Source organism: Bartonella sp. AP30XZML (genome assembly GCF_042195945.1).
Classification (GTDB): Bacteria; Pseudomonadota; Alphaproteobacteria; order Rhizobiales; family Rhizobiaceae; genus Bartonella.
Genome location: NZ_JBHIPJ010000019.1, coordinates 16,185 through 38,647 on the forward strand (window position 1 = coordinate 16,185; position 22,463 = coordinate 38,647).

General features: G+C 36.6%; 19 protein-coding genes and 1 other RNA gene. 13 read left to right on the forward strand and 7 right to left on the reverse strand.

The features are described 5' to 3' along the window. Positions 1-434: 434 nt before the first annotated feature. The 6 genes from phoU to gshB all read right to left on the reverse strand — a co-directional run bounded on the left by phoU (position 435) and on the right by gshB (position 6,938). Positions 435-1,157 carry a phosphate signaling complex protein PhoU gene (phoU, locus tag ACFIL2_RS00600; RefSeq protein ID WP_375680664.1) on the reverse strand — a complete coding sequence of 241 codons (723 nt, stop codon included), beginning with the start codon at positions 1,155-1,157 and terminating at the stop codon, positions 435-437. 21 nt (positions 1,158-1,178) lie between these two features. Beyond that, complete coding sequence (gene pstB, locus ACFIL2_RS00605; RefSeq protein WP_375611792.1) at positions 1,179-1,937, reverse strand: phosphate ABC transporter ATP-binding protein PstB; 759 nt, start codon at positions 1,935-1,937, stop codon at positions 1,179-1,181. 51 nt (positions 1,938-1,988) lie between these two features. Continuing rightward, positions 1,989-3,278 (reverse strand): phosphate ABC transporter permease PstA, encoded by a 1,290-nt coding sequence (pstA, locus tag ACFIL2_RS00610; protein WP_375634578.1) that lies wholly within the window; start codon positions 3,276-3,278, stop codon positions 1,989-1,991. Next, positions 3,275-4,735, reverse strand: coding sequence for a phosphate ABC transporter permease subunit PstC (gene pstC / locus ACFIL2_RS00615; protein WP_375680665.1), 1,461 nt, complete (start codon positions 4,733-4,735; stop codon positions 3,275-3,277). Before pstC ends, pstA begins: the two co-directional genes overlap by 4 nt. Positions 4,736-4,810: 75 nt before the next feature. Beyond that, positions 4,811-5,857 carry a substrate-binding domain-containing protein gene (locus tag ACFIL2_RS00620; RefSeq protein WP_375627631.1) on the reverse strand — a complete coding sequence of 349 codons (1,047 nt, stop codon included), beginning with the start codon at positions 5,855-5,857 and terminating at the stop codon, positions 4,811-4,813. A gap of 133 nt (positions 5,858-5,990) precedes the next feature. Next, entirely contained in the window at positions 5,991-6,938 is a 948-nt protein-coding gene (gene gshB / locus ACFIL2_RS00625; protein WP_375634580.1) for a glutathione synthase, read from the reverse strand. Between the two features lie 87 nt (positions 6,939-7,025). Between gshB and ACFIL2_RS00630 the strand changes: the two genes are divergently transcribed. Continuing rightward, positions 7,026-7,820, forward strand: coding sequence for a molybdopterin-synthase adenylyltransferase MoeB (locus tag ACFIL2_RS00630; RefSeq protein WP_375636671.1), 795 nt, complete (start codon positions 7,026-7,028; stop codon positions 7,818-7,820). 920 nt (positions 7,821-8,740) lie between these two features. Here the strand turns inward: ACFIL2_RS00630 and ACFIL2_RS00635 are convergent. Next, positions 8,741-9,304, reverse strand: a complete 564-nt coding sequence (locus ACFIL2_RS00635; RefSeq protein WP_375680666.1) for a c-type cytochrome — start codon at positions 9,302-9,304, stop codon at positions 8,741-8,743. A gap of 104 nt (positions 9,305-9,408) precedes the next feature. On the opposite strand from ACFIL2_RS00635, the gene ACFIL2_RS00640 reads away from it, so the two are divergent. The 12 genes from ACFIL2_RS00640 (at position 9,409) to ACFIL2_RS00695 (ending at position 22,455) form a co-directional block, all read left to right on the forward strand. Then, positions 9,409-10,140: a 3-deoxy-manno-octulosonate cytidylyltransferase gene (locus ACFIL2_RS00640; RefSeq protein ID WP_375618030.1), complete on the forward strand. Its 732-nt coding sequence runs from the start codon at positions 9,409-9,411 to the stop codon at positions 10,138-10,140. Beyond that, positions 10,137-11,000, forward strand: coding sequence for a prephenate dehydratase (locus ACFIL2_RS00645; protein ID WP_273790573.1), 864 nt, complete (start codon positions 10,137-10,139; stop codon positions 10,998-11,000). The genes ACFIL2_RS00640 and ACFIL2_RS00645 overlap by 4 nt, the downstream gene beginning before the upstream one ends. Positions 11,001-11,537: 537 nt before the next feature. Then, positions 11,538-11,945 (forward strand): hypothetical protein, encoded by a 408-nt coding sequence (locus ACFIL2_RS00650; protein WP_375633994.1) that lies wholly within the window; start codon positions 11,538-11,540, stop codon positions 11,943-11,945. Between the two features lie 1,594 nt (positions 11,946-13,539). Then, positions 13,540-13,637, forward strand: an RNA gene (gene ffs, locus ACFIL2_RS00655) — signal recognition particle sRNA small type. A gap of 224 nt (positions 13,638-13,861) precedes the next feature. Further along, on the forward strand, positions 13,862-15,802 hold the full coding sequence (locus ACFIL2_RS00660) for a DNA polymerase III subunit gamma/tau (RefSeq protein WP_375640246.1): 1,941 nt from the start codon (positions 13,862-13,864) through the stop codon (positions 15,800-15,802). 14 nt (positions 15,803-15,816) lie between these two features. Continuing rightward, positions 15,817-16,140, forward strand: a complete 324-nt coding sequence (locus ACFIL2_RS00665) for a YbaB/EbfC family nucleoid-associated protein (RefSeq protein WP_375606797.1) — start codon at positions 15,817-15,819, stop codon at positions 16,138-16,140. A 30-nt stretch (positions 16,141-16,170) separates the two neighbouring features. Beyond that, positions 16,171-16,776 (forward strand): recombination mediator RecR, encoded by a 606-nt coding sequence (recR, locus tag ACFIL2_RS00670; protein WP_273790577.1) that lies wholly within the window; start codon positions 16,171-16,173, stop codon positions 16,774-16,776. 69 nt (positions 16,777-16,845) lie between these two features. Continuing rightward, positions 16,846-17,874 carry a YeiH family protein gene (locus ACFIL2_RS00675; RefSeq protein WP_375618033.1) on the forward strand — a complete coding sequence of 343 codons (1,029 nt, stop codon included), beginning with the start codon at positions 16,846-16,848 and terminating at the stop codon, positions 17,872-17,874. 735 nt (positions 17,875-18,609) lie between these two features. Further along, positions 18,610-19,296: a tRNA (adenosine(37)-N6)-threonylcarbamoyltransferase complex dimerization subunit type 1 TsaB gene (gene tsaB / locus ACFIL2_RS00680; RefSeq protein WP_375640247.1), complete on the forward strand. Its 687-nt coding sequence runs from the start codon at positions 18,610-18,612 to the stop codon at positions 19,294-19,296. Further along, a complete protein-coding gene (gene rimI, locus ACFIL2_RS00685) occupies positions 19,296-19,787 on the forward strand; it encodes a ribosomal protein S18-alanine N-acetyltransferase (protein WP_375618035.1) in 492 nt (163 codons plus the stop codon). Before tsaB ends, rimI begins: the two co-directional genes overlap by 1 nt. A 31-nt stretch (positions 19,788-19,818) precedes the next feature. Beyond that, on the forward strand, positions 19,819-21,195 hold the full coding sequence (gene miaB, locus ACFIL2_RS00690) for a tRNA (N6-isopentenyl adenosine(37)-C2)-methylthiotransferase MiaB (RefSeq protein ID WP_375680667.1): 1,377 nt from the start codon (positions 19,819-19,821) through the stop codon (positions 21,193-21,195). 159 nt (positions 21,196-21,354) lie between these two features. Further along, complete coding sequence (locus ACFIL2_RS00695) at positions 21,355-22,455, forward strand: PhoH family protein (RefSeq protein ID WP_375640287.1); 1,101 nt, start codon at positions 21,355-21,357, stop codon at positions 22,453-22,455. Positions 22,456-22,463: the final 8 nt, after the last annotated feature.

The following is a 22,463-nucleotide window of genomic DNA, read 5'->3' on the forward strand; positions in this document are numbered from 1 at the left end:
CAAGAGGTAATCAAAAAGTATCTATGCAAAATAAAAAATAAAAAACTATTAATTTGCGGATCGATATTGTTATTCTTCATGGCTCAATATAGGCTATAATAACCCACACGTTTCAATTACAATAAAGTAACACTATCCACTTCTTCTACATACGAAAAAATAATACAGATATCCCCTTTAATATAAAATTTTAACAAAATGATCTGAAAGGAAATCCCCTAGAAAACTCCCCTCCTGCCACAATACGAGTGATGATATCATCCAATATACAAATATGTCAAACCAAGAGTTAACAATCTGCCATGCTTCTCTGAAAAAACTCTTTGTTGCTTCTTTGTGCTTTTCCATAGATGGTTATCTTATTCTTTCTATAGCTGCACTATAAGAGAATACTCATATATCTACAAACTGATTTTATATATATAAGAGAAATTTTAATCTATTTTATTCTCACCTACCCCAACTTTATAAGTAAGGTCATCGCGAGGACGATCAGAGGACATATGGTAACCCGTTATGATATAATGCAGCATTTCAGCAATATTAGTAACATGATCACCAATTCGTTCAATATTCTTTAAACAAAACAGTAAGTGCGTACAAACCGTAATATTGCGCATATCTTCCATCATATACGTCAAAAGTTCACGAAAAAGAGAAGTATACAAAGCATCAATCTTCTCATCACGCTCACGCACCGCGTCAACACGCTCTAATAGGCGACTCGTATAAGCATTTAAGACTTCTTTTAATTGATTGAGTGCTAAAGCTGTGATTGTTTCAAGCCCATGATAAACAGAAGCAGATTGACGTATTTCTGAAAGTGCAATAGTCCTTTTAGCAATGTTTTTTGCCATATCCCCAATCCGTTCAAGATCAGAAGAAATACGAATGGCTCCAATAATTTCACGCAAATCGACAGCCATCGGTTGGCGTTTGCAAATAATAGCAACCGCTTTTTCATCAATGTCACGTTCTGCTTCATCTAAAAACACATCATCGGCAATCACTGTCGTTGCAAGTTGAAGATCACTACACACAACCGATGCGACAGAACGTTCAATCATCCTTTCTGCATGGCTCCCCATTTCTGTAATCCTTACTCTTAAATATTTTAGTTCTGCATCATAAGAACGGACAGTATGTTTCATAGACATATCTTACACTCCTCAATTCACCTATCCAAAACGCCCCGTAATATAATCTTGCGTCCGTTGCTCTTTTGGTGAGGTAAAGATCATTTCAGTCGCACCAACTTCTACCAAATGCCCTAAATGAAACATAGCCGTATATTGAGAAACACGTGCGGCCTGTTGCATGGAATGCGTTACGATAACAATTGTATAATTTTGCCGTAACGCATCGATAAGCTCTTCAATCCGTGCTGTCGCAATGGGATCAAGAGCTGAACATGGCTCATCCATCAAAATAACTTCAGGACTAACCGCAATAGCACGTGCAATACACAAACGCTGTTGTTGTCCCCCTGATAAACTTGTTCCAAGATCATGAAGGCGGTCTTTTACTTCTTCAAACAAACCTGCCTGCCTCAAACTCTTTTCAACGACATCATGCAATTCAGAGCGTGTTTTAACTAAACCATGAATGCGTGGACCATACGCAACATTCTCAAATATAGATTTTGGAAAAGGGCTGGGCTTTTGAAAAACCATTCCAACACGAGCGCGCAATTCTACAACATCAATCCGTGTGTCATAAATATTCTCCCCATCTAAGGTAATAAGACCAGTTGTTTTAGCGCCTTCAATTGTATCATTCATACGGTTAAAACAACGCAAAAAAGTTGACTTTCCGCATCCTGATGGACCAATCAAAGCAGTTACTTGATGTTCAGGAATATCAAGTGTAATACCGTGGAGTGCTTCTTTATCTCCGTAAGAAACCTTCACATCCTGACCGCGCATTTTAATCTTCATTACAAAAATTCACCTTACAAAAATCTTATCAAAGCTGTTGTTTTATTAAAATTACTGGCGGCGTTCAAATCGTCGACGTAAAAAAACCGCAGAAATATTCATGATCGCAAGAAAAATCATCAATACAATAATAGCACCTGATGTCTTTTCAACAAAAGCACGCTCTGCTTCACCCGCCCACATAAAAATTTGAACAGGCAAAGCCGTTGCTGGATCCATGGGGGTCGTAGGAATATTAACAACAAAAGCAACCATTCCAATCAAAAGCAAAGGAGCTGTTTCACCCAAAGCCTGAGCGACTCCAATAATTGTGCCTGTCAAAATGCCAGGCGCAGCTAAAGGAACAACATGATGAAAAATCATTTGTGTTTTTGATGCTCCCAACCCCAAAGCTGCTGCACGAATAGAGAGAGGAACAGCACGCAGAGCAGAACGTGTTGCAATAATGATCGTGGGAAGAGTCATGAGCGCTAAAACAAGACCACCAACAAAAGAGGCTGAACGTGGTAATCCTAAAAAATTAACAAAAAAAGAGAGTCCTAAAAGACCAAACACAATTGAAGGAACAGCTGCAAGATTATTGATATTAACCTCTATAAAATCTGTAAATTTATTTTTGCGTGCATATTCTTCTAAATAAAGAGCCGTTGCTATACCTATTGGAAGTGAAACTAATAAAACGATGCCTATCATATAAAGAGAACCAATGATCGCAACACCTAATCCCGCAGTCTCAGGACGACTTGAAGCGCCAAATGTAAAAAAACCAATATTAAATGTTTTATAAAGCGTACCATCATGCGCTAAACGCTTTATCCATTCTATTTGTCGATTAGAAACTTTACGGTTTTTTTCTGCTACACGCAAATCAATCTGTCCCTTATAAGCAGAATCAATATCCGCAGATGCCAAAACTTTAACTTTTTGCATTGTGCCAATCAGTTTTGGATTTTTTGTCACCATTTCACGCAGTTGAACACGGACACCATTCGAAAACATACGGTTAACGTCTCGAAGAGAGGCTCGATCATTTTGATTGATATTAAGTTTCTTTGCTAAAGCATTGCGTACAAGAAGTGGATAATTCGCCGTCATGAGCACTTGTGGTTTTGTTTTACGTTGACCACTTGGATCAATGATCTTTTCATCCAAATAAATCGACAATGTCATTTCACTTTGAAAAAAAGCTGTATAACCCTGACTAATGATAGACCATAAAAGCGCAAATAAAAAAAACAAACCAATAAAAATGGCAATCAAACCATAGGCACGAAAACGACGTTCAGCCCAATACCGACGATTGAGACTAATATTGCGACGAGGAAAAAAATCTTCATTCATTCATATTGTTCCCGATATTTACGCACAATATAAAGAGCTAGAATATTCATCAAAAGTGTCATAACAAAGAGCGTCATCCCTAAGGCAAAAGCCACCAGAGTTTGTGGAGAATTAAACTCAAAATCACTGGTCAATTGATTAACAATCTTAACAGTCATCGTAGTCATTGCTTCAAAAGGATTGAGTGTTAAGTTTGCTGCAACACCTGCCGCCAAAACCACAATCATTGTTTCTCCAATTGCACGCGATGCCGTCAACAAAATGGCCCCCATAATCCCTGGAAGCGCTGCTGGTATAACAACTTTTTTAATTGTTTCAGATTGCGTTGCGCCTAAACCATAAGAACCTTCACGTAAAATGCGTGGAACAGCCGTAATAACATCATCCGATAAAGAGGAAACAAAAGGTATCAACATAATTCCCATCACAACTCCAGCGGTCAAAACACTTTGTGCCATAATAAAACTAACCCCGTCTGAGAGAGAAGCAGAAAGATCACGTAAAAATGGTCCCACAACCTTCAAAGCAAAAAAGCCATAAACAATCGTTGGAATGCCAGCAAGAACTTCTAACAATGGTTTTACAATTGCTCGCAATCGCGCAGAAGCATACTCCGCCATATAAAGAGCTGAAAATAGTCCTATAGGTACAGCAAAAAGCATGGCAACAAATGCAATATAAAGCGTACCAGCAAGAAGCGGTATTAAACCAAATTGTCCTACTTCATCGCTGGAACCGCTCGCGGAAAAACGCGGATCCCAAACTGTTCCTAAAAAGAAATTTGAAAAGGATACAGACTGAAAAAAGCTTACTGTCTGAAAAAGCATAGAAAGCGCAATGGCTATTGTTGTCAAGACTGCAACAATAGATGCACAAATCAATCCAATAATAATAAAAGATTCAACCTTATTACGCGCACGTTGATGAGGCGCAATTTGCATCATTCCACAAATAAAACCAAAGGACGCAATAGCAAAAAGGAAAACATAACCTATAAATTTAAGCTTTTCAGAAGAAAATACCCACGACTGTGCTATTTTGAACACATCATCTGATGCTTCATCGGGTAAAATCAATCCCTTCGCGAGTAATTGTGCCTGCACTTCCTTATAGGAAGCGGTAGAAAGATTCCCCTCAAAACGATGAATCTTTTTGACGAGACTTCGAAGTGTCTCCCAAAGTAGATCGTGATTTACAGACTCTGTTACATGCGCACTATACGCCCCCAGCTCTCGAGAAGCATTATATTCTAAATAAATTGTACTCCCAGCATCCCAAACAATTAAAAAAATAAAAGCTGGAATAACAGTAATCAAAAATGTCCACCAGCCATAATAATACGCACGAGAATGCATTTTATGTTGTCTGTATTCAAGAATGCGTGCTCGCATATAAGAAATACAAAAGCCACAAAATCCAAAAATCAATAATAGCAAAACAATGAAGGAAATGCGCATTTTATCTTTCAGTTTTTATAAAAAAATAGCACCCAAATTTCCTATCTCAGAAATCCAACAAATTTTCCCTGCAAATTATTTCAATGTCATTACTCGACCAGCAGAAAAATCAGAACGCTGTGCTTGACGTTCCTTTTCAGGAGAAACAATCAAACCATATTCAGCCAAAGGACCCTCTGGACCAATCATTTGATCAGAAAGAAAAAAATCAACATACTCTCGCAAACCTGAAATAATACCTAAATGTGCTTTCTTAATATAGAAAAAAAGCGGACGAGAAACTGGATATTGTCCACTAGAAATCGTCTCAACTGTTGGCGCAAAACCGTTAATATCGGCAACCTTTAGCCTATCAGCATTATTTTGATAAAACGACAAACCAAAAATACCAACCCCTGTTTTATTAGAAGTTAGACGCGCAAATGTTTCAGAATAATCACCATCAATATCAACCGCTTTTCCATCCTTACGTACCGCAATACAAGCAGTGTGTATCTCCTTATCATCCATTCCTAAAGACTTCATCACCTCAACTGCCCCACTCTCTTTACACCCCTTAGTAAGTAATTTTTCCTCAAAAACTTCACGTGTCCCATGCTTCTCTCCAGGAATATACGCTGCTATCGTCCAATCAGGAAGAGCACTATTAACTGCACTCCATTTCAAAACATTATTCGGTTGCAACTTTCCGTCTATAATAATTCGAGCAGCAAGGGCTTTATAAACATCTACTGGCTGTAATTTCCAATCAGGCCCCTTAATATCAGTTGCAAAAACAATGCCATCATACCCAATACGTATTTCCTCAACATCTTTTACACCAGCATCAAAACAAGACTGTAATTCACTCGGTTTCATTGCTCGCGAAGCATTAACAATATCAACAGTGTTCTCCCCAATACCACGGCAGAATTCCTTAATACCAGCTCCTGTTCCTCCCGATTCGATAACAGGAACCTTAAAATGGGGATAAATTTCTCCAAATGTTTCAGCAACAATCTTTTGATAAGGTAAAACTGTAGATGAACCAGTAATCTGTATTTGATCGCGCGCATTGCCTCCATTTGCTGACAGCAGTAGCGCAAAAATCAATCCCACTCCAATTGATAATACTTTGTTCATCTATAAACTCCCTAAAAATTGAAAACAAAGCCTCTTAATTTATATCATACGGTCATTCTAGTTCACATTTGCAACATAACAAATATAAAAAACAACATGGATCATTTTTTTAAAACCATGTTTTTGTCCTCTGTCAAATAAATTCATTTGAACGCTTGAACTCAATAACATCCCAAAACAAATGAGCAACATCTATACCGCAGAAGCGTTTAATTTCACGAATTCCCGTAGGAGACGTCACATTAATTTCTGTTATATAATCTCCAATCACATCAATCCCCACAAAAAGAAGACCGCGTTCCTTTAAGGCTGGACCAATGCGTTCACAAATTTCATAATCACGTTTTGTTAACTCCACATTTTCCGCGCGACCTCCAACATGCATATTAGAGCGCACATCTGTTTCTGTCGGAATTCGATTAATAGCTCCAACAGGTGTACCATCAAGCAAAATAATCCTTTTATCTCCTTTTCGTACTGCCTCTAAATAGCGCTGAACAATAAAAGGTTCGTGATAAATTTCTGCAAATATTTCCAACAATGATGCTAAATTGCGATCATCTTGTTTTAAATAAAAAATACCAGCGCCCCCATTTCCATAAAGTGGTTTAACAATAATATCGCCAAATGTCTCTCTAAAAGCTGTTATTTCTTCAATATCTTTGGTAATTAATGTTTCTGGCATCAGATCAGAAAATTCAGTAACAAAAATTTTTTCTGGACTGTTGCGTACCCATGCCGGATCATTCACAACGAGTGTTTTAGGATGAATACGTTCTAACAAATGAGTTGTTGTGATATAATTGAGATTAAAAGGTGGATCTTGGCGTAAAAGAACCACATCCATATCTGTTAATTCCGTACGAACAGGCTTTTCTAATCGATAGTGGCTTCCCTCTTTATCATGTACAATCAATGGCTCTAGTCGTGCAATCACACAACCATCGTATAGAGATAAACGATCTGGTGTATAATGGAAGAGAGAGTGTCCACGTTCTTGGGCTGCTAAAGCGAGTGCAAATGTCGTATCTCCTTGAATCCGAACTGTTGAAATATGATCCATCTGAATGGCAATTTTCATAAATAAATCCTCTCTATCCTAAAAGCAGACTGGTCTATGCATCATAAACTTAGTAAACAATAAAAGAACTATGACAAGAGAAAATTTATGACACAAGAAACAGATATAAAATTAAACAACAAAGAAATCGAACGCTATGCACGCCACATCATTTTGCCTGAAATTGGTGGTGCAGGGCAACAAAAGCTAAAAAAAGCACGTGTTCTTGTTGTAGGCGCTGGTGGTCTTGGTGCTCCTGTCTTAACCTATTTGGCTGCCGCAGGTGTTGGAACTCTTGGAATTGTCGATAACGACATCGTTTCACTTTCCAATTTACAACGCCAAGTTATTCATAAAACAAATGCAATCAAAAAAAGTAAAACAGACAGTGCTGAAACCACTATAAAAGCAATAAATCCCCATGTTATAGTTGAAAAACACACCCTACGCTTAGACAAAAGTAATGTGGATAAACTGCTCAATGCTTACCACATCATTGTTGATGGAAGTGATAATTTTACGACACGCTATCTTCTTGCTGATCACGCTGCCCAATGTAAAAAACCTTTAATAAGTGGTGCTGTAGAACGTTTTAATGGCTCATTAACCGTCCTTATGCCATATAAAGACAATAATCCTCACTATCGCGATTTATTCCCCACCTCTCCAGCTCACGGGACTATCCCAACATGCGCTGAAACTGGAATCATCGGTGTTTTACCTGGCGTTATTGGAACCCTACAAGCAATGGAAGTTATTAAAATGATCACAAACATCGGAGAGCCATTAGTAGGAAAGATTCTTCTCTATAATGGATTATTAGCGCAATTTAATATTATTACTTATAAACGCTCAAATTATAAAGAAAATACCATAGTTATTAAGGAGCTTGGAGAATCATGATTATGTCCTCTCTTCCACTAATTTTTAGCACTCTCGCAATATGTATTGAAATACTAATTATTTTATCGCAAGTCATCGAAACATTGTAACCAATGAAACCTATTAAATTTATCACAAATATGGCAAACCTTTTGTGAAAAAATAATTCTCTATAATGGATTATCATCATAATTTCATGTCATCGTCTATAAATGGACAGAGACTCGTGGGAACGTAGCTGCTATCAGTATTCTTGTGTAAAAAATTTTCGACGTAGATAAAAATACAATCAGCAGAACTCTATTCAACTATTTTACTATTCACACATAAAAATTGTTTCACATGAAAGTGCTTACTTCAAACCATAACCTATAAATAATCTAAGTCATATTTTAGTGATCGATACTATAAAAGGTCAATGATCTGTCCATACATCTCTAACCTCAAGAGAAAACGTCTATTCATCAAGCATCATAAAATGCAGCTTAGGATTATTGCACGTATAAGAACAATCAATTATCTCTGTTCATAAGAAAAATACATGGGAATTGATGTAAAAGTACATAGGGATTGATGTGTATAGAAGGATTGAGATAAACTTCATGGAGAGCTTTAATTACATAATTATTGCATTCAGAAGCAGAAAGCTGCGGCTCATGAATTGATAATCCTTCAGCAATAATTTCACAGACAAGTATATGTAGAAAAAGTGAAGCACACAAATCTTGAAAACCAATCCGCAGATGACAGCGTAAAGAGTGCATTTTTATATAAGAGCTCTTTAAAATAAGCGAGTCAATATGCAATGTTAAATGTGTTCTGTTTTGCGTGAGGGGCGTTCCCCCTAACAAAACATCAATAAGAGCTCTTTTTATAAAACTATGAAACTAAAATTACAAAAAAATCAGACTTCTTTCTAAAGTTAACATCTATGGTATAAGTTAATTTGGCTCGTTCGCTTTATTATTATCCATTGGTAAAGGAACAGGATGATCGGATAAACTGCGTAAATAAAGCAAAAGATCGGCACGATCTTGGTCATTTTTAATTCCACGAAAAGACATAATAGTCCCAGGAAAAGCTTCACGTGGAGAACGTAGATAACGATCCAAAGTGATAAAATCCCATTTTTGATCAGAATGAGCACGCAATGCCCGTGAATAAGTAAAACCTGCTGCTGATGCCAAAGGGCGGTCAACAATCTTCCAGAGAACTGGACCAACACGCCCTGCTTCATTGCGTCCAGCAGTATGGCATATGGCACATTGGCGAAAAATTTTACGGCCATTTTCAAAATTGCCTTGTTGAAGGCGGCTATTTAGTGATAGGGAAACATCAGGTGCTTTTTGTTTTTCTTGAAATATATCATTCTTGGCAACTGTATGATGATATTGGACTGATGTAGGATGATCGTAAACTATATTGCTGAGTGTGAAAATCCCCACAATAGCAACCAGCACACATAAACAAGCACAAATAAAATAAATAAATCTCGGGCGATTCATAAAAACTCAAATGTTCACGGTTTCATTACAATTTTTAGTTTAAGCTTTTTCTTTATAACACACAATATCATAAATGCATCACAAATGACATTGGGAATCTTACAATGGCTCTTGAACCAATTATTCTTATTCCTGCCCGTATGGGCTCAACCCGTCTTCCTCAAAAAGCTCTCGCTGAAATTGGCGGAAAACCGATGATTGTTCATGTCGCAGAACAAGCCAAAAAAGCTGGAATAGGACGTACAATCGTTGCAACAGATCATAATGATATCGCTAAAGCTGTTGCAGATTATGGGCATGAATATATCATAACACGAGGTGATCATAAGTCTGGATCTGATCGTATTTATGAAGCTTTAGTGCGCATTGATCCTGAACAACGCTACAACGCCATTTTAAATATACAAGGTGACCTACCAACAATCATGCCTCGTGAAATCATTCGTGCACTACGCCCTTTAGAAAATAGCTTTACTGATATTGCAACCTTGGGTGCTCAAATCATTGAAGAAAATGAAACAAGAGATCCCAACGTTGTCAAAATCATTGGTACACCGCTTTCTCAAAATCGCCTTCGTGCTCTTTACTTTACGCGCGCCAAAGCACCTTATGGAGAGGGTCCTCTTTATCACCATATTGGAATATACGCCTATAGGCGCGAAGCACTTGAGAAATTTGTATCATTCAAACCCTCACCACTTGAGAAACGTGAAAAACTTGAACAATTACGTGCATTAGAAAACAATATGCGTATTGATGTGGAAATAGTCGATACAATTCCCTTAGGTGTAGATACACAACATGATCTCGATAGAGTTTGTGAGATTTTAGCATGAAAATACTTAAAAAAACTAATAAAATTTCTTTCCAAGGAGAATACGGCGCTAATTCCCATATTGCTTGCTCCAATATGTTCCCCAATATGGATGCTGTTCCCTCTGCTACTTTCGAAGACGCCCTTAATTTAGTGGAAAGCGGGAAAGCTGATCTTGCTATGATCCCTATTGAAAATACCCTTGCGGGACGCGTTGCAGACATTCATCATCTTTTACCGCAGTCATCTCTTTATATTATTGATGAATATTTTTTACCTATCCATTTTCAACTCATGGTTTTGCCCGGCGTTACACATGACGAAATTAAAACCGTCCACAGCCATACGCATGCCCTTGCACAATGCCGAAAAATCATACGAAACAACGGTTGGAAACCTGTTGTTTCTGCTGACACCGCTGGAGCTGCAAAATTTATTAAAAAAAATGCTAAACGTTCACAGGCTGCCTTAGCACCTTTAATCGCAGCAGAACTCTATGGACTTGATATTCTTGAAAGAGATGTTGAAGATAACCCTCATAATATTACCCGTTTTGTCATCCTTTCACGCTCCAAACGACATGTCCCCAAACCTCAAAATGGCGAAAAAATCATCACCAGTCTTCTTTTTCGAGTGCGCAATGTCCCCGCTGCTCTCTATAAAGCTATGGGAGGATTTGCAACGAATGGTATCAATATGACAAAATTAGAAAGCTATCAAATTGGTGGAAATTTCAATGCAACACAATTCTTTGTTGATATTGAAGGACATCCTGAAGACCCGATGATGAAACTTGCCTTAGAAGAATTATCTTTCTTTTCTGCAGAACTGCGTATTATCGGTACTTATCCAGCACAAAACGATCGAACATCGTATATATAAAAGCAATTAAGCTGCCATCATTTTTGTTGATATCAAAAAACATCATAAAAATTTCATAATGCAACGCATCTTGAAAGGGCTCGTTTTTTTCTACTCAACACCCTTCATAAACACTGAAGAAGAAAAAATAGCTCGTAACAGAATATATAAATTATTTTCATAATATTTTCTCACAAATTATATCATGATAAACCGCAATTCAATTCGTATAAAAACCAGTGTAAAAAACACAGTAACCAAAAATAAAAACGCTTGTACCATCTATTTCCCTTTGATATATTCAAAGAGAGCCTCTTGAGAAAAGTCATTTCCTCTGACAATATTCCAATAAAGATAACGAACTTCTAAATTAGCTCTCAAAACAATTCAAATTATTATACATAATAGAGCATTCGAATCTCTTAGATTAATATCATTCTAAACATGGTTTAAAACTAGAAAATGCAACTTAGCCCTGATTTTAGCGTTAAGTTTGAACTTGTATCTTTATAAAAACTGATTTATGATTCACCTCACTTTAGAAAAAAGGAGAGGATAATGAAAAAAGTCTTCACGCGAGGATTATTAGCCGCAAATATTCTCGCCTACTCTAGTGTTGCATTTGCTGGCTTTGGTGAAAAAAAATGGAATTTTGCGCGGGATGAAAGTGTTGTGATCACACCATCCTATACATTCCAGCAAGGAGTTGAATACTCTTGTAATATCTTTAAACCAAAGAAAGTATCCTTTACTTTATCATACTCTGCCCCTTCTGATTTAAACAAATTGAGAATTTTTGTTGATGATGAAAAGAAAATAACCCATGATAAAGAAAAGAAAATCTTTACCCTAAAAAATATAAAATCTCTTCATATAAGTTTTCCTTGGTCAGGACATTATATTTTTAAAAATATTACGAACAAAAAAGTTGTTGGAACAGATTGTGACACAGGAGGTTATGATTAACAATATTTCTATAACATCTAAATTTGAGTACAGTTATTCTTTTTTTCAGGTGTTTTTTTCAAAATACGGCATAATGAGCCATTAAAACTAATCGCTGAAAAGGTTATTTTTATACTAATATGGCAAACCTTAAGCTGCTTATAAGGTTAGATATTAAAGAATTTTTGCGAAAAATAGAAGACTAGACTTAAATTGTTCTGTATTTTCTACTATCAGAGCTATTTTTTTAATAAGAATATAACTTCTATCTTCGCAACTTCTTTATTTTAAGTACTATAAAGCACATCGTACCCAAATCACTTAGATAAACAGAAAAGTAGAATTTGCATCTACAGATGCATTCCTCACTGCACTTTAAGTCATACTCATTCAGCTTTTTATAAAAATTTATCTCGCTTTTCCCTCCTTATTAAAGAATATAATTATTTGAAACTATAAAATGTCGCTTATATCGAATAAGAACCATTTTTATGCTTATAAAATCAGTACCCCCTTATTTCTATAGCGTTTAATGTTGCATCTTCTCTTGCTGAGTACAATCCCTTTAAAATATATGAAATCTTTTCTCAAATAATGGAAATTCATATATTGATCCATTTTGTGATGAACATCAATGTTTTTTAATTAAAAGAACAAGCACGCAAAAAAAAGAGCGATAACATTTACTTAGTATTTATATTCATATATGTTAAAAGCAAAAATATTACATATTTGATATTCTCATTCACTATAGAAATGAGGTTGTTTTCTTATACGATATTTAAGATATTGACTTATCATTATAAGATTTTGATTTTCTTATACTGAATTAAAACCACGAATAAAGTAAGATCCTCCCATCTTAAATCTCATATTGAAATCAATTAAATTTTTTTCCTTGAAAGTTACAAATGGGAGTGATGTGTGAGTAAAAACGATTAAAAAAGGAATAAAAATGCTTCTTATAAAGCCTCTCAAGTGCAAGGGATCGCAACATTGGAGTTGTTAAGTAGTATGAGGTCTAAAGTTTATACTTTGTATTAAGCATAAAAGGGATAGTTCACAATGGACTTATATCTCAAGGAGAGTATGTATACTATTTACGAGTAGATTTTGAAATATAGTTAAGAGTATTGAGCAATCGCTTTTTAAAAAGCCTGTGAATGTACAACATTAAATGTATTCCGTTTGGGATGTTCTGTTTTGTATAGAGGAACAACACCATTAAAGCAATATTTTATAATTATTTAAATAGCACTCTTCCACCTGACTTTCGAATGTTAGCCAATTACATGATCTATCTGCTTTATTTGCCTTTTTTATCGTTGCAAATTTTTAATCATTCAATTTCGTAGTTTTAGAACAGACGTACCTATCTTAAAACTCTTACGGATTTCAGCAGTATCATCATACATTCAGATTATCTTAAACGAAGAAAATATTTTTATACCCAATAAATATAAAGAGCTATTATTATGAATAACTGATAAATTCTCAACCTCTTTGTTGTTTATATGTTAATAAATTAAACGCAAAGGAAAATTCTTCATCGTTCTTATGATATTTTTTGTTTCTGAGCTTGATTTTTCATTCTAAATCGACAATATGGATTTTGGGAGGTTGGTGGTGGACGAACTACTCGCCAACTGGGTCAGGTCTGGAAAGAAGCAGCCCCAACGAGTTCTGGTACGGGTCATTGTTCCAACCTCCTATTTTGCTGAAGAAATTATTTTTTTATACTGTCTTTTAGCGAGGTATTTTTAATCTTCAGAGCGGCATTTGTATGCAGCAAATAAAGGGATTTTGTTGTTTTTAAACAAATTGCCCCATAAATAATTTGATTAAGAAAAAATCCTTTTATATGAGACTACAGTATTGATCTATGCTTTTGTATTATCAAAATGTACGCATAAAGAACTTCGAAGTTGGAAATATTCATGGAAAATTTACCGGTAGAAACAGCCTATCGTGTTCTTGCTCGTAAATATCGGCCCCAAAACTTCTCTGACCTCATTGGTCAGGAAGCTATGGTGCGTACTCTCACCAACGCCTTTGAAAAAGGTCGTATTGCACAAGCGTGGATGTTAACAGGGATTCGTGGCGTAGGTAAAACCACAACAGCACGTATTTTGGCACGTGCGCTTAATTATAAAACAAAAGATATTGACCAACCAACAACTGTATTGGACTCTCTTGGTGAACATTGCACACAAATTATCGAAGGGCGCCATATTGATGTTATAGAAATGGATGCCGCTTCTCATACGGGCATTGATGATATTCGTGAAATTATTGAACAAATACGCTATCGTCCTGTTTCTGCACGCTATAAAGTTTACATTATCGATGAAGTACATATGCTCTCAACACAAGCCTTTAATGGTTTATTGAAAACTCTTGAAGAACCACCTTCCCATGTGAAATTTATTTTTGCCACAACAGAAATTCGCAAAGTTCCTATTACAATTCTTTCGCGTTGCCAACGTTTTGATTTGCGACGTATTGAATCAAAAGCTTTGAGTGCACATTTGCGCCAAATTGCGAAATATGAAAAGGTAGAAGTAGAAGATCAAGCGCTCTCTATGATTGCCCGTGCTGCAGAAGGATCTGCACGTGATGCATTATCCATTTTTGATCAAGCAATCGCCCATAGCAATGGCAATGTTAATGCTATTGCGGTGCGTACAATGTTAGGATTAGCGGATCAAGCACGTATTATTGATCTTTTTGAATTTATCATGAAGGGCGATGTTGTCAATGCGTTACATGAATTACGCAGTCAATATGAAGCAGGTGCTGATCCTCTTACTATATTGACAGAACTAGCCGATTTTAATCATCTGGTCACACGTTTACGTTTTACACCAAAAATAGTGGAAGATTTCTCTCTGACTGAAGAACAACGTTTAAGAAGTTTAGACTTTTCAAAAAAACTTTCCGTTCCTATTTTATCCCGAAACTGGCAAATGTTACTCAAAGGTTTACAGGAAGTTAATCAAACTGCACGTCCTCTTCAAGCCGCTGAAATGCTTTTAATTCGTCTTGCTCACACGGCTGACTTACCAACTCTTGATGAGGCTTTAAAAAAGCTTACGCAAGAAAAAACGCCTCTCACACTGGTTAAAAATTCTTCTCATCAAGAATCTACAAATGCAAATAATATAACAAAAGAAACAATGGTCGGAGCCCATGCTTCCTCGAGCGTTTCAAATATATTAGCCGATCAATCAGATTTAAAAAGCTCTTTGAAAAACCAATTAGATCATTCCTTACAACCAGAAAATTTAGTTAAAAATCAAAACCATGACAAAATCAACGCCCAAGAAGTAACAGAAATTCTAGAAACTTCTCAATCTACTGATTTTTCTGAAAAGATTGCAAATTTATCGCATTCTGTCACGCAAACAACAGAAAAGATTACTGAACCTAAAACTCTCGTGATTAATTCTTTGCACGATATTGTTCAATTAGCCGAACAGCATAATGACGTTCCTTTCAAACTCCTTGTTAAAGAATTTGTTCATCCTGTTTCTTTTGAAGCTGGGCATATTACCTTGAGACTTTCTGAAAATACCCCACAATTTCTTGCTCATGATATAGAAAAAAAGATATCTCAATGGACTGAAAAACGCTGGACAATAACTTTTGTTAATGAAGGAGGTGGCCCAACCTTACAGGAGGAAAGTATAGCGATTCAAAAGACTCTTTTTTCCAATGCAGAAACAGATCCTGATATCGCGAAAATCCTCAATCATTTCCCAGAAGCAAAAATTGTCGATATTCGACTCAATAAAGAAGAAAATGATCTTGATTTACTCCCCAATACCTTTAAAAATGCTGATATTTTTAAAAATAAAAATGATATCAATGATGAATAAGGATACCTATTCCTATGCGTGAAATGATGAGCATGATGAAAAAAGCCAAAGAAATGCAAGAAAAAATGCAGAAGATTCAGGAGGAAATAGCTAATCTGCAAGCTGTGGGCACTGCAGGGGGTGGTCTCGTCAATATCACTTTAAATGGCAAAAATATTATAACAGCAATTCAAATTGATCCTTCATTACTCAAACCTGAGGAAGCTGAAATTCTTGAAGATCTCATTATGGCGGCTTATAATGAAGCAAGAACAAAAATCGAAGTCGCAATAGAAGAAAAAACCAAAAGTATGACCGCAGGGCTACCACTCCCATCAGGTTTCAAGCTTCCATTTTAATGAAACGGATTTTTTCCGTGGGACAAAAATATGTCTAAATACATTGCAGGACCTGAAATTGAACGTCTCATTCAGATTTTATCACGGTTACCAGGTCTTGGTCCACGTTCAGCACGTCGTGCTGCGCTTCATCTTATTAAAAAAAAAGAGACATTGCTGGAGCCTTTGGGAGCGGCTATACAAGCAGCTATAGAAAAAGTCGGCATTTGTTCTGTTTGTGGAAATGTCGATACCATTGATCCTTGTTCAATTTGCACAGATTTACGCCGCGATGATACAACAATCATTGTTGTTGAGGATATTGCTGATCTGTGGGCTCTTGAGCGCGCAAAAACTTTAGCCGCACGTTACCATGTGTTGGGTGGACGACTCTCTCCCTTAGATGGAATAGGTCCTGATGAACTCAATATTGCCACCTTAATACAACGTGTTGTACAAAACCCTATTACGGAGATTATTCTTGCTGTCAATGCGACTGTCGAAGGTCAAACAACTGCTCACTATATCACCGATCAGCTTTCCAATTTTCCAGTTAAAATTACGCGACTTGCTCATGGTGTCCCTGTAGGAGGCGAGCTTGATTATCTTGATGACGGAACTTTAGCAGCAGCTGTACAAGCAAGAACAAATCTTTAAAAATTTCTTTCTCTTACCTGTTATCTCGTTTTATTTACTATCATTTCTTTGTATGGGGAAAATATTCAAGTGATAAAGAAAAAACTCTCACTTTTAAACGACTTTGGTCCTGGTATTCTAGTATGTTTACTCATATCAGCCTTAGCTTATGGCTTAGAAGTCGTAGAAAAACAGCTTTTGGGACAAGCTTGGCTTGAAAGCCTTGTTTTGGCAATTCTTTTAGGATCGATTATTCGTAGTTGTTTTCCTTTGCCAACATATTTTCAAAAAGGTATCACCTTTTGCGCAAAAACACTTCTCGAAATTGCTATCGTTCTTCTAGGAGCAAGCATTAGCATTAACGCAGTCCTTTCAGCTGGCTGGAATTTGCTTGCTAGTATCATATTCGTGATATTCGTAACGATTATCCTGAGCTTTGCCATCGGCCGACTTTTCGGGCTTTCTACACACTTAGCAATGCTGGTCGCTTGTGGGAATGCTATTTGTGGCAATTCAGCTATTGTCGCCGTTGCACCTGTCATAAAAGCAAAACATGACGATGTAGCCGCGTCAATTGCCTTCACTGCTCTTTTAGGAATTCTTATTATTTTATTTCTACCCTTTTTACATCCGTCTCTGAATTTGTCATTTAGCCAATATGGTGTGCTTGCTGGTATGGTTGTTTATGCTGTACCACAGGTTTTAGCAGCAACAGCATCTGTCTCTTTTCTGAGTGTTCAAATTGCAACAATTGTCAAATTAGTACGGGTTCTCATGTTAGGCCCTGTTATTTTTACTCTATCAATCATTTATCGCCGATCAGCACAAACACGCTTGCGTTTACATACCCTCGTCCCATGGTTTATCATTGGCTTTATTATCATGATGCTTGTTCGCTCAAGTGGTCTTATCCCTGAAAAGGCTATCAATCCCATCAAATTTATTGCCCAGTTGTTTACTGTTATCTCAATGGCTGCACTAGGATTAGGTGTTGATATCCGATCACTAAAAAAAGCAGGATGGCGCGTCATTTTGGCTTCAACCTGCTCCATAATTATTCTCGGTATTTGTAGCCTTATCATGATACAATTGAATGATTTAAATCATATAACATTTTAAATGTGCATTGATTATTATTTTTTTCAACGTAGTATGCAATCAACCCAAAGTCCTCATTATTATTAAAATCAGTTCTTTCATAAACCAAAAAAAGTTCTAAAATACTGCTCATTATTCTATACAAAAAATTGAAAGAGCTGATATTTAAGTGAAAACTGTCAAATTTGCTTTTCAGTCCATAATGATTTGCAACAGAGTAGTATCGAAATAGGTAACTCATGCAAAATAATGCCATTTCTTTCATCTGCTCTCATTACGCTGAGGTTTTTATATAAAGACGGATAGAATATATTCTTATTTGGAAAAATGTGGGGTCATAACTTTTCCTCTTTTAAATTACTTTTACTTACTATGTAATACAAGTGGCATCATCGTACTATTTGATAGCTTAAAAGTTGTGACAATCCTTACATTTAAACGATTCGTGAAAGGAGTTTTTATTCTTTTCTTCAACAGTTTTGATTCATACGCTAACTCCGCTTGTAATATACAAGCTAATAACTTTAATTGTTTCACCATAAGTAGATTTAAAATAAGAGAATCTTACAATACTCAAGATACTCATTCAAAAAGTGATAAAAATAAGGATTAAATCAACATCTCGTTCTATCCCATAAAAAGGTATTGTTGCTTATTGGCACTAGTAACTTTCTTACAAATGAAATATACGATAATGAAAAGATTAAAAATACAGCAGGACTTTTATTTATCGTTTTATTCAACTAAAATATTTTTATGCTTATCCTTGCTATAGATACTGCTTCAATTTATTGTGCTGTTGCGCTTATTCGTCATAAATCTGTTATTGCGCGTATCAATGAGCGCATGAACAAAGGACATGCTGAAAAACTTATTGGGCAGATTACACAAATAATGACACAAGCCAATATGACGCTTGATCAAGTTGAGCGTATTGCTGTCAATATTGGACCTGGGTCATTTACTGGTGTACGTGTCGGTGTTGCAACAGCGCGCGCTTTGGCATTAGCACTTGAAATACCAGCTATTGGAGTGAGTGCTCTTGAAGCGTTAGCAGCACAAGTCATAAATAGTAAAAGTACAGCATCGGCAATTACTGTTGTCATTGAAGCAGGGAGAGGGATGTTCTACCATCAAAATTTTCATAATGATCTCACACCTTTGGGAGAGCCGGGATTAAAAACAATTGAAAATATCCTCGAAGATTTGCCAAAAAAAACCCGACTGACTGGCCCAGCTGCTGATGTCGTTGTGGAGCATGTTAAAAACCATAAAATATACGAAAAAATTGTCCTAGAAAAAATCCCCTGCGAAGCGGCCGATATTGTAAACTATGCTTATCTTGCTGCAAACAAACAATCAAAAAATTCACCTCGCCCACTCTATCTACGCAACGCTGATGCAAAACAACAAACCAATTTTGCTTTACCACAAAAAAAATAATGCCCAAATTTTCATTGACAAAAAAGAATTTTGGAATTGCTCCGCTACAAGTTAATGATAGTGCTTCTCTTCATAAAATTCATCAGCATTGTTTTACCCCTTCTTGGGAAAAACAAGCTTTTGATAATTTCTTAACAGATCACTCTATCTTCGGACACAAAGTTTTTCTCATTGATCGCTCTGATCAAATTTTAGGCTTTTGCCTATGCCGTCTCATCCTTGATGAAGCAGAAATCATCACAATTGCTGTTCATCCTCATTATCGTCAACAAGGAATTGGTACCTTTCTTATCGAAAGCACAGTTCACCATCTTCACGACAAGGGCGCCATAAAATTATTCTTGGAAGTAGAAGCCACAAATCTTTCTGCTTTGAACCTTTATCAACGCTTTGAATTTCAAAAAATTTCTGAACGTCTTGCCTACTACGCGTCAAAAAATGGTCGTGGTGATGCAATTATCATGCAAAAAACTTTTAAGCAAATAGATTGAGATTTGTGTAAAAAACATTTACACATCCGCTATGAATAAAGTAAATCCTAAAAATACGCCTCCTGTTGCTCCTAAAAAGGTTTTTATCAAAACCTATGGATGTCAAATGAACGTTTATGATAGCCAACGGATGACTGATAGTCTCAGTTCGCAAGGCTATGTGACAACACAAATTCCCAATGATGCCGATCTTATTCTTGTTAATACCTGTCATATTCGTGAAAAAGCAGCAGAAAAACTTTATTCTGATCTCGGTCGTTTGCGCGTTATGCGTCAAGAGCGCACACCTGATAAACCCCTTATGGTTGGTGTAACAGGTTGTGTTGCACAAGCTGAGGGAAGTGAAATCTTGCGCCGTGCTCCAACAGTGGATCTTGTTATTGGTCCGCAAATGTATCATCGCTTGCCAGAATTGTTAGAAAAAGCCAAACAAGGGAAAAAAATTATCGAAACAGACTATGCTGTTGAAGATAAATTTGCTCATTTGCCGCCCCATAATAAACATGCAGTAAGAAAACGAGGTGTTAGCGCATTTTTAACAGTACAGGAAGGTTGCGATAAATTTTGCACTTTTTGTGTTGTTCCGTACACACGCGGTGCTGAAATATCACGATCCGTTGAACAAATTACTGAAGAGGCCCTTCAACTCATCGAAGCGGGTGTCAAAGAAATTACGCTGCTTGGACAAAATGTCAATGGTTGGCATGGACAAAGTGCTGATGGCAAAACTTGGCGTCTTGGCGATCTTCTTTATCATCTCGCAAAACTCGATGGTTTAAAGCGTTTGCGTTACACAACCAGCCACCCACGTGATATGGATGATAGCCTTATTGCCGCGCATCGAGATCTTGATATGTTAATGCCTTACCTCCATCTTCCTGTTCAATCAGGTTCAGATCGCATCTTAAAAGCCATGAACCGACAACACAAAAGCTCTCATTATCTTCATCTTATCGAAAAAATTCGAACCGCACGGCCAGATATTGCCTTTTCAGGCGATTTTATTGTAGGGTTTCCAGGAGAAACAGATGAAGACTTTGAAGAAACCATTAAACTTATTCAACAAGTACAGTACAGTTCAGCTTATTCTTTTAAATATTCCCCCCGTCCTGGAACAGTGGGAGCCACAATGAAAAATCATGTTGATGAATCTGTAAAAGATGCCCGACTTCAACATTTACAAATCCTTCTCCTTGAGCAACAAAATGCATTTTTGCGTTCTAAAATTGGTCAAAAAACGAACGTTCTCATCGAAAAACCTGGACATCACTCAGGGCAAATGGTAGGACGTTCCCCTTGGCTTTTACCTGTTGTCGTCGATACAGAAGCCTCTACAGGTAGCGTGATAGAAATTCATATTAAAAATGCAAGCTCAAACAGTTTTGTTGGTGAAGTGACAAATAGATAGACATGCCTCTAACACCTTGTTCACAATAAATATTTTGGAAAACTCTTTTATTTTAAAAGAAAATGATTACATCTAAAGCGTGCACTTTTTGTAAAAAATTGTCTTTTATAAAGTTTACTTAACAAAATGTGCAATATTTATGTAGATATGGAGAATAGGCTGAAAGCTTCAACCGAAAAAATAAAGCGTATTAAAGAAAAAGTAAATATGTCCCTTGAAAAGGCTGATACCTTGAAACAAACAAGCGCTTCAGATCTGAGCCAAGTTGTTTTGATTTTCGAAAATAATCAATATGCAAAAGCAGTTTTTGGTAAATTTGACGAAAATCTCGCTTATATCGAAAAAAAACTCGAACTTAGTATTCATCCGCGTGGTAATGAAGTCTTAATCCGTGGAAATATTTCCGTTATAAAACGTGCGCAATATGTATTGCAGCAGCTTTATGAACGTGCCAAAACACATCAAGAGCTCACTTTATCAGATATAAAAGGAGCGATTGCTATGGCAAATATACCAAAGAAGCAGAAAGAAGACACAATAACACACAAATCTGCAACGAAGCGTATACCAGCACGGTTGAGTACCCATAAAAAAATAATTCATGCAAGAACTCCAACACAAGACGCTTACATAAGTGCTATGGAGCATACTGAACTTGTGTTTGGTGTAGGACCAGCAGGAACAGGAAAAACGTATCTTGCTGTTGCTCATGCTGCAATGCTTCTAGAACGTGGTATCATTGAACGAATTATTCTCTCACGTCCGGCTGTTGAAGCTGGAGAACATCTTGGTTTTCTTCCCGGTGATCTCAAAGAAAAAGTCGACCCATATTTACGACCACTTTATGATGCTCTTTATGATATGATGCCCGCTGAAAAAATAGAACGCATTTTAGCTTCTGGTGTCATAGAAATTGCTCCTCTCGCCTTTATGCGCGGACGAACACTTGCCCATGCTGCTGTTATTCTTGATGAGGCACAAAATACTACGCCCATGCAAATGAAGATGTTCCTCACACGTCTTGGAGAAGGAACGCGTATGATCGTTACCGGTGACGTAAGCCAAATTGATTTGCCTACAGGGCAAAAATCAGGTCTCATTGAAGCAGTTCGCATTCTTTCAAATATAGAAAATATTGCAATTGTGCATTTTGATGAAAAAGATGTTGTACGCCATCCACTTGTTGCTGCTATCGTTCGTGCTTATGATCGTGATTCCGAAATACAAAATAAAAAAAAATCATTCGCATGCGATGCATAAAAAAATGA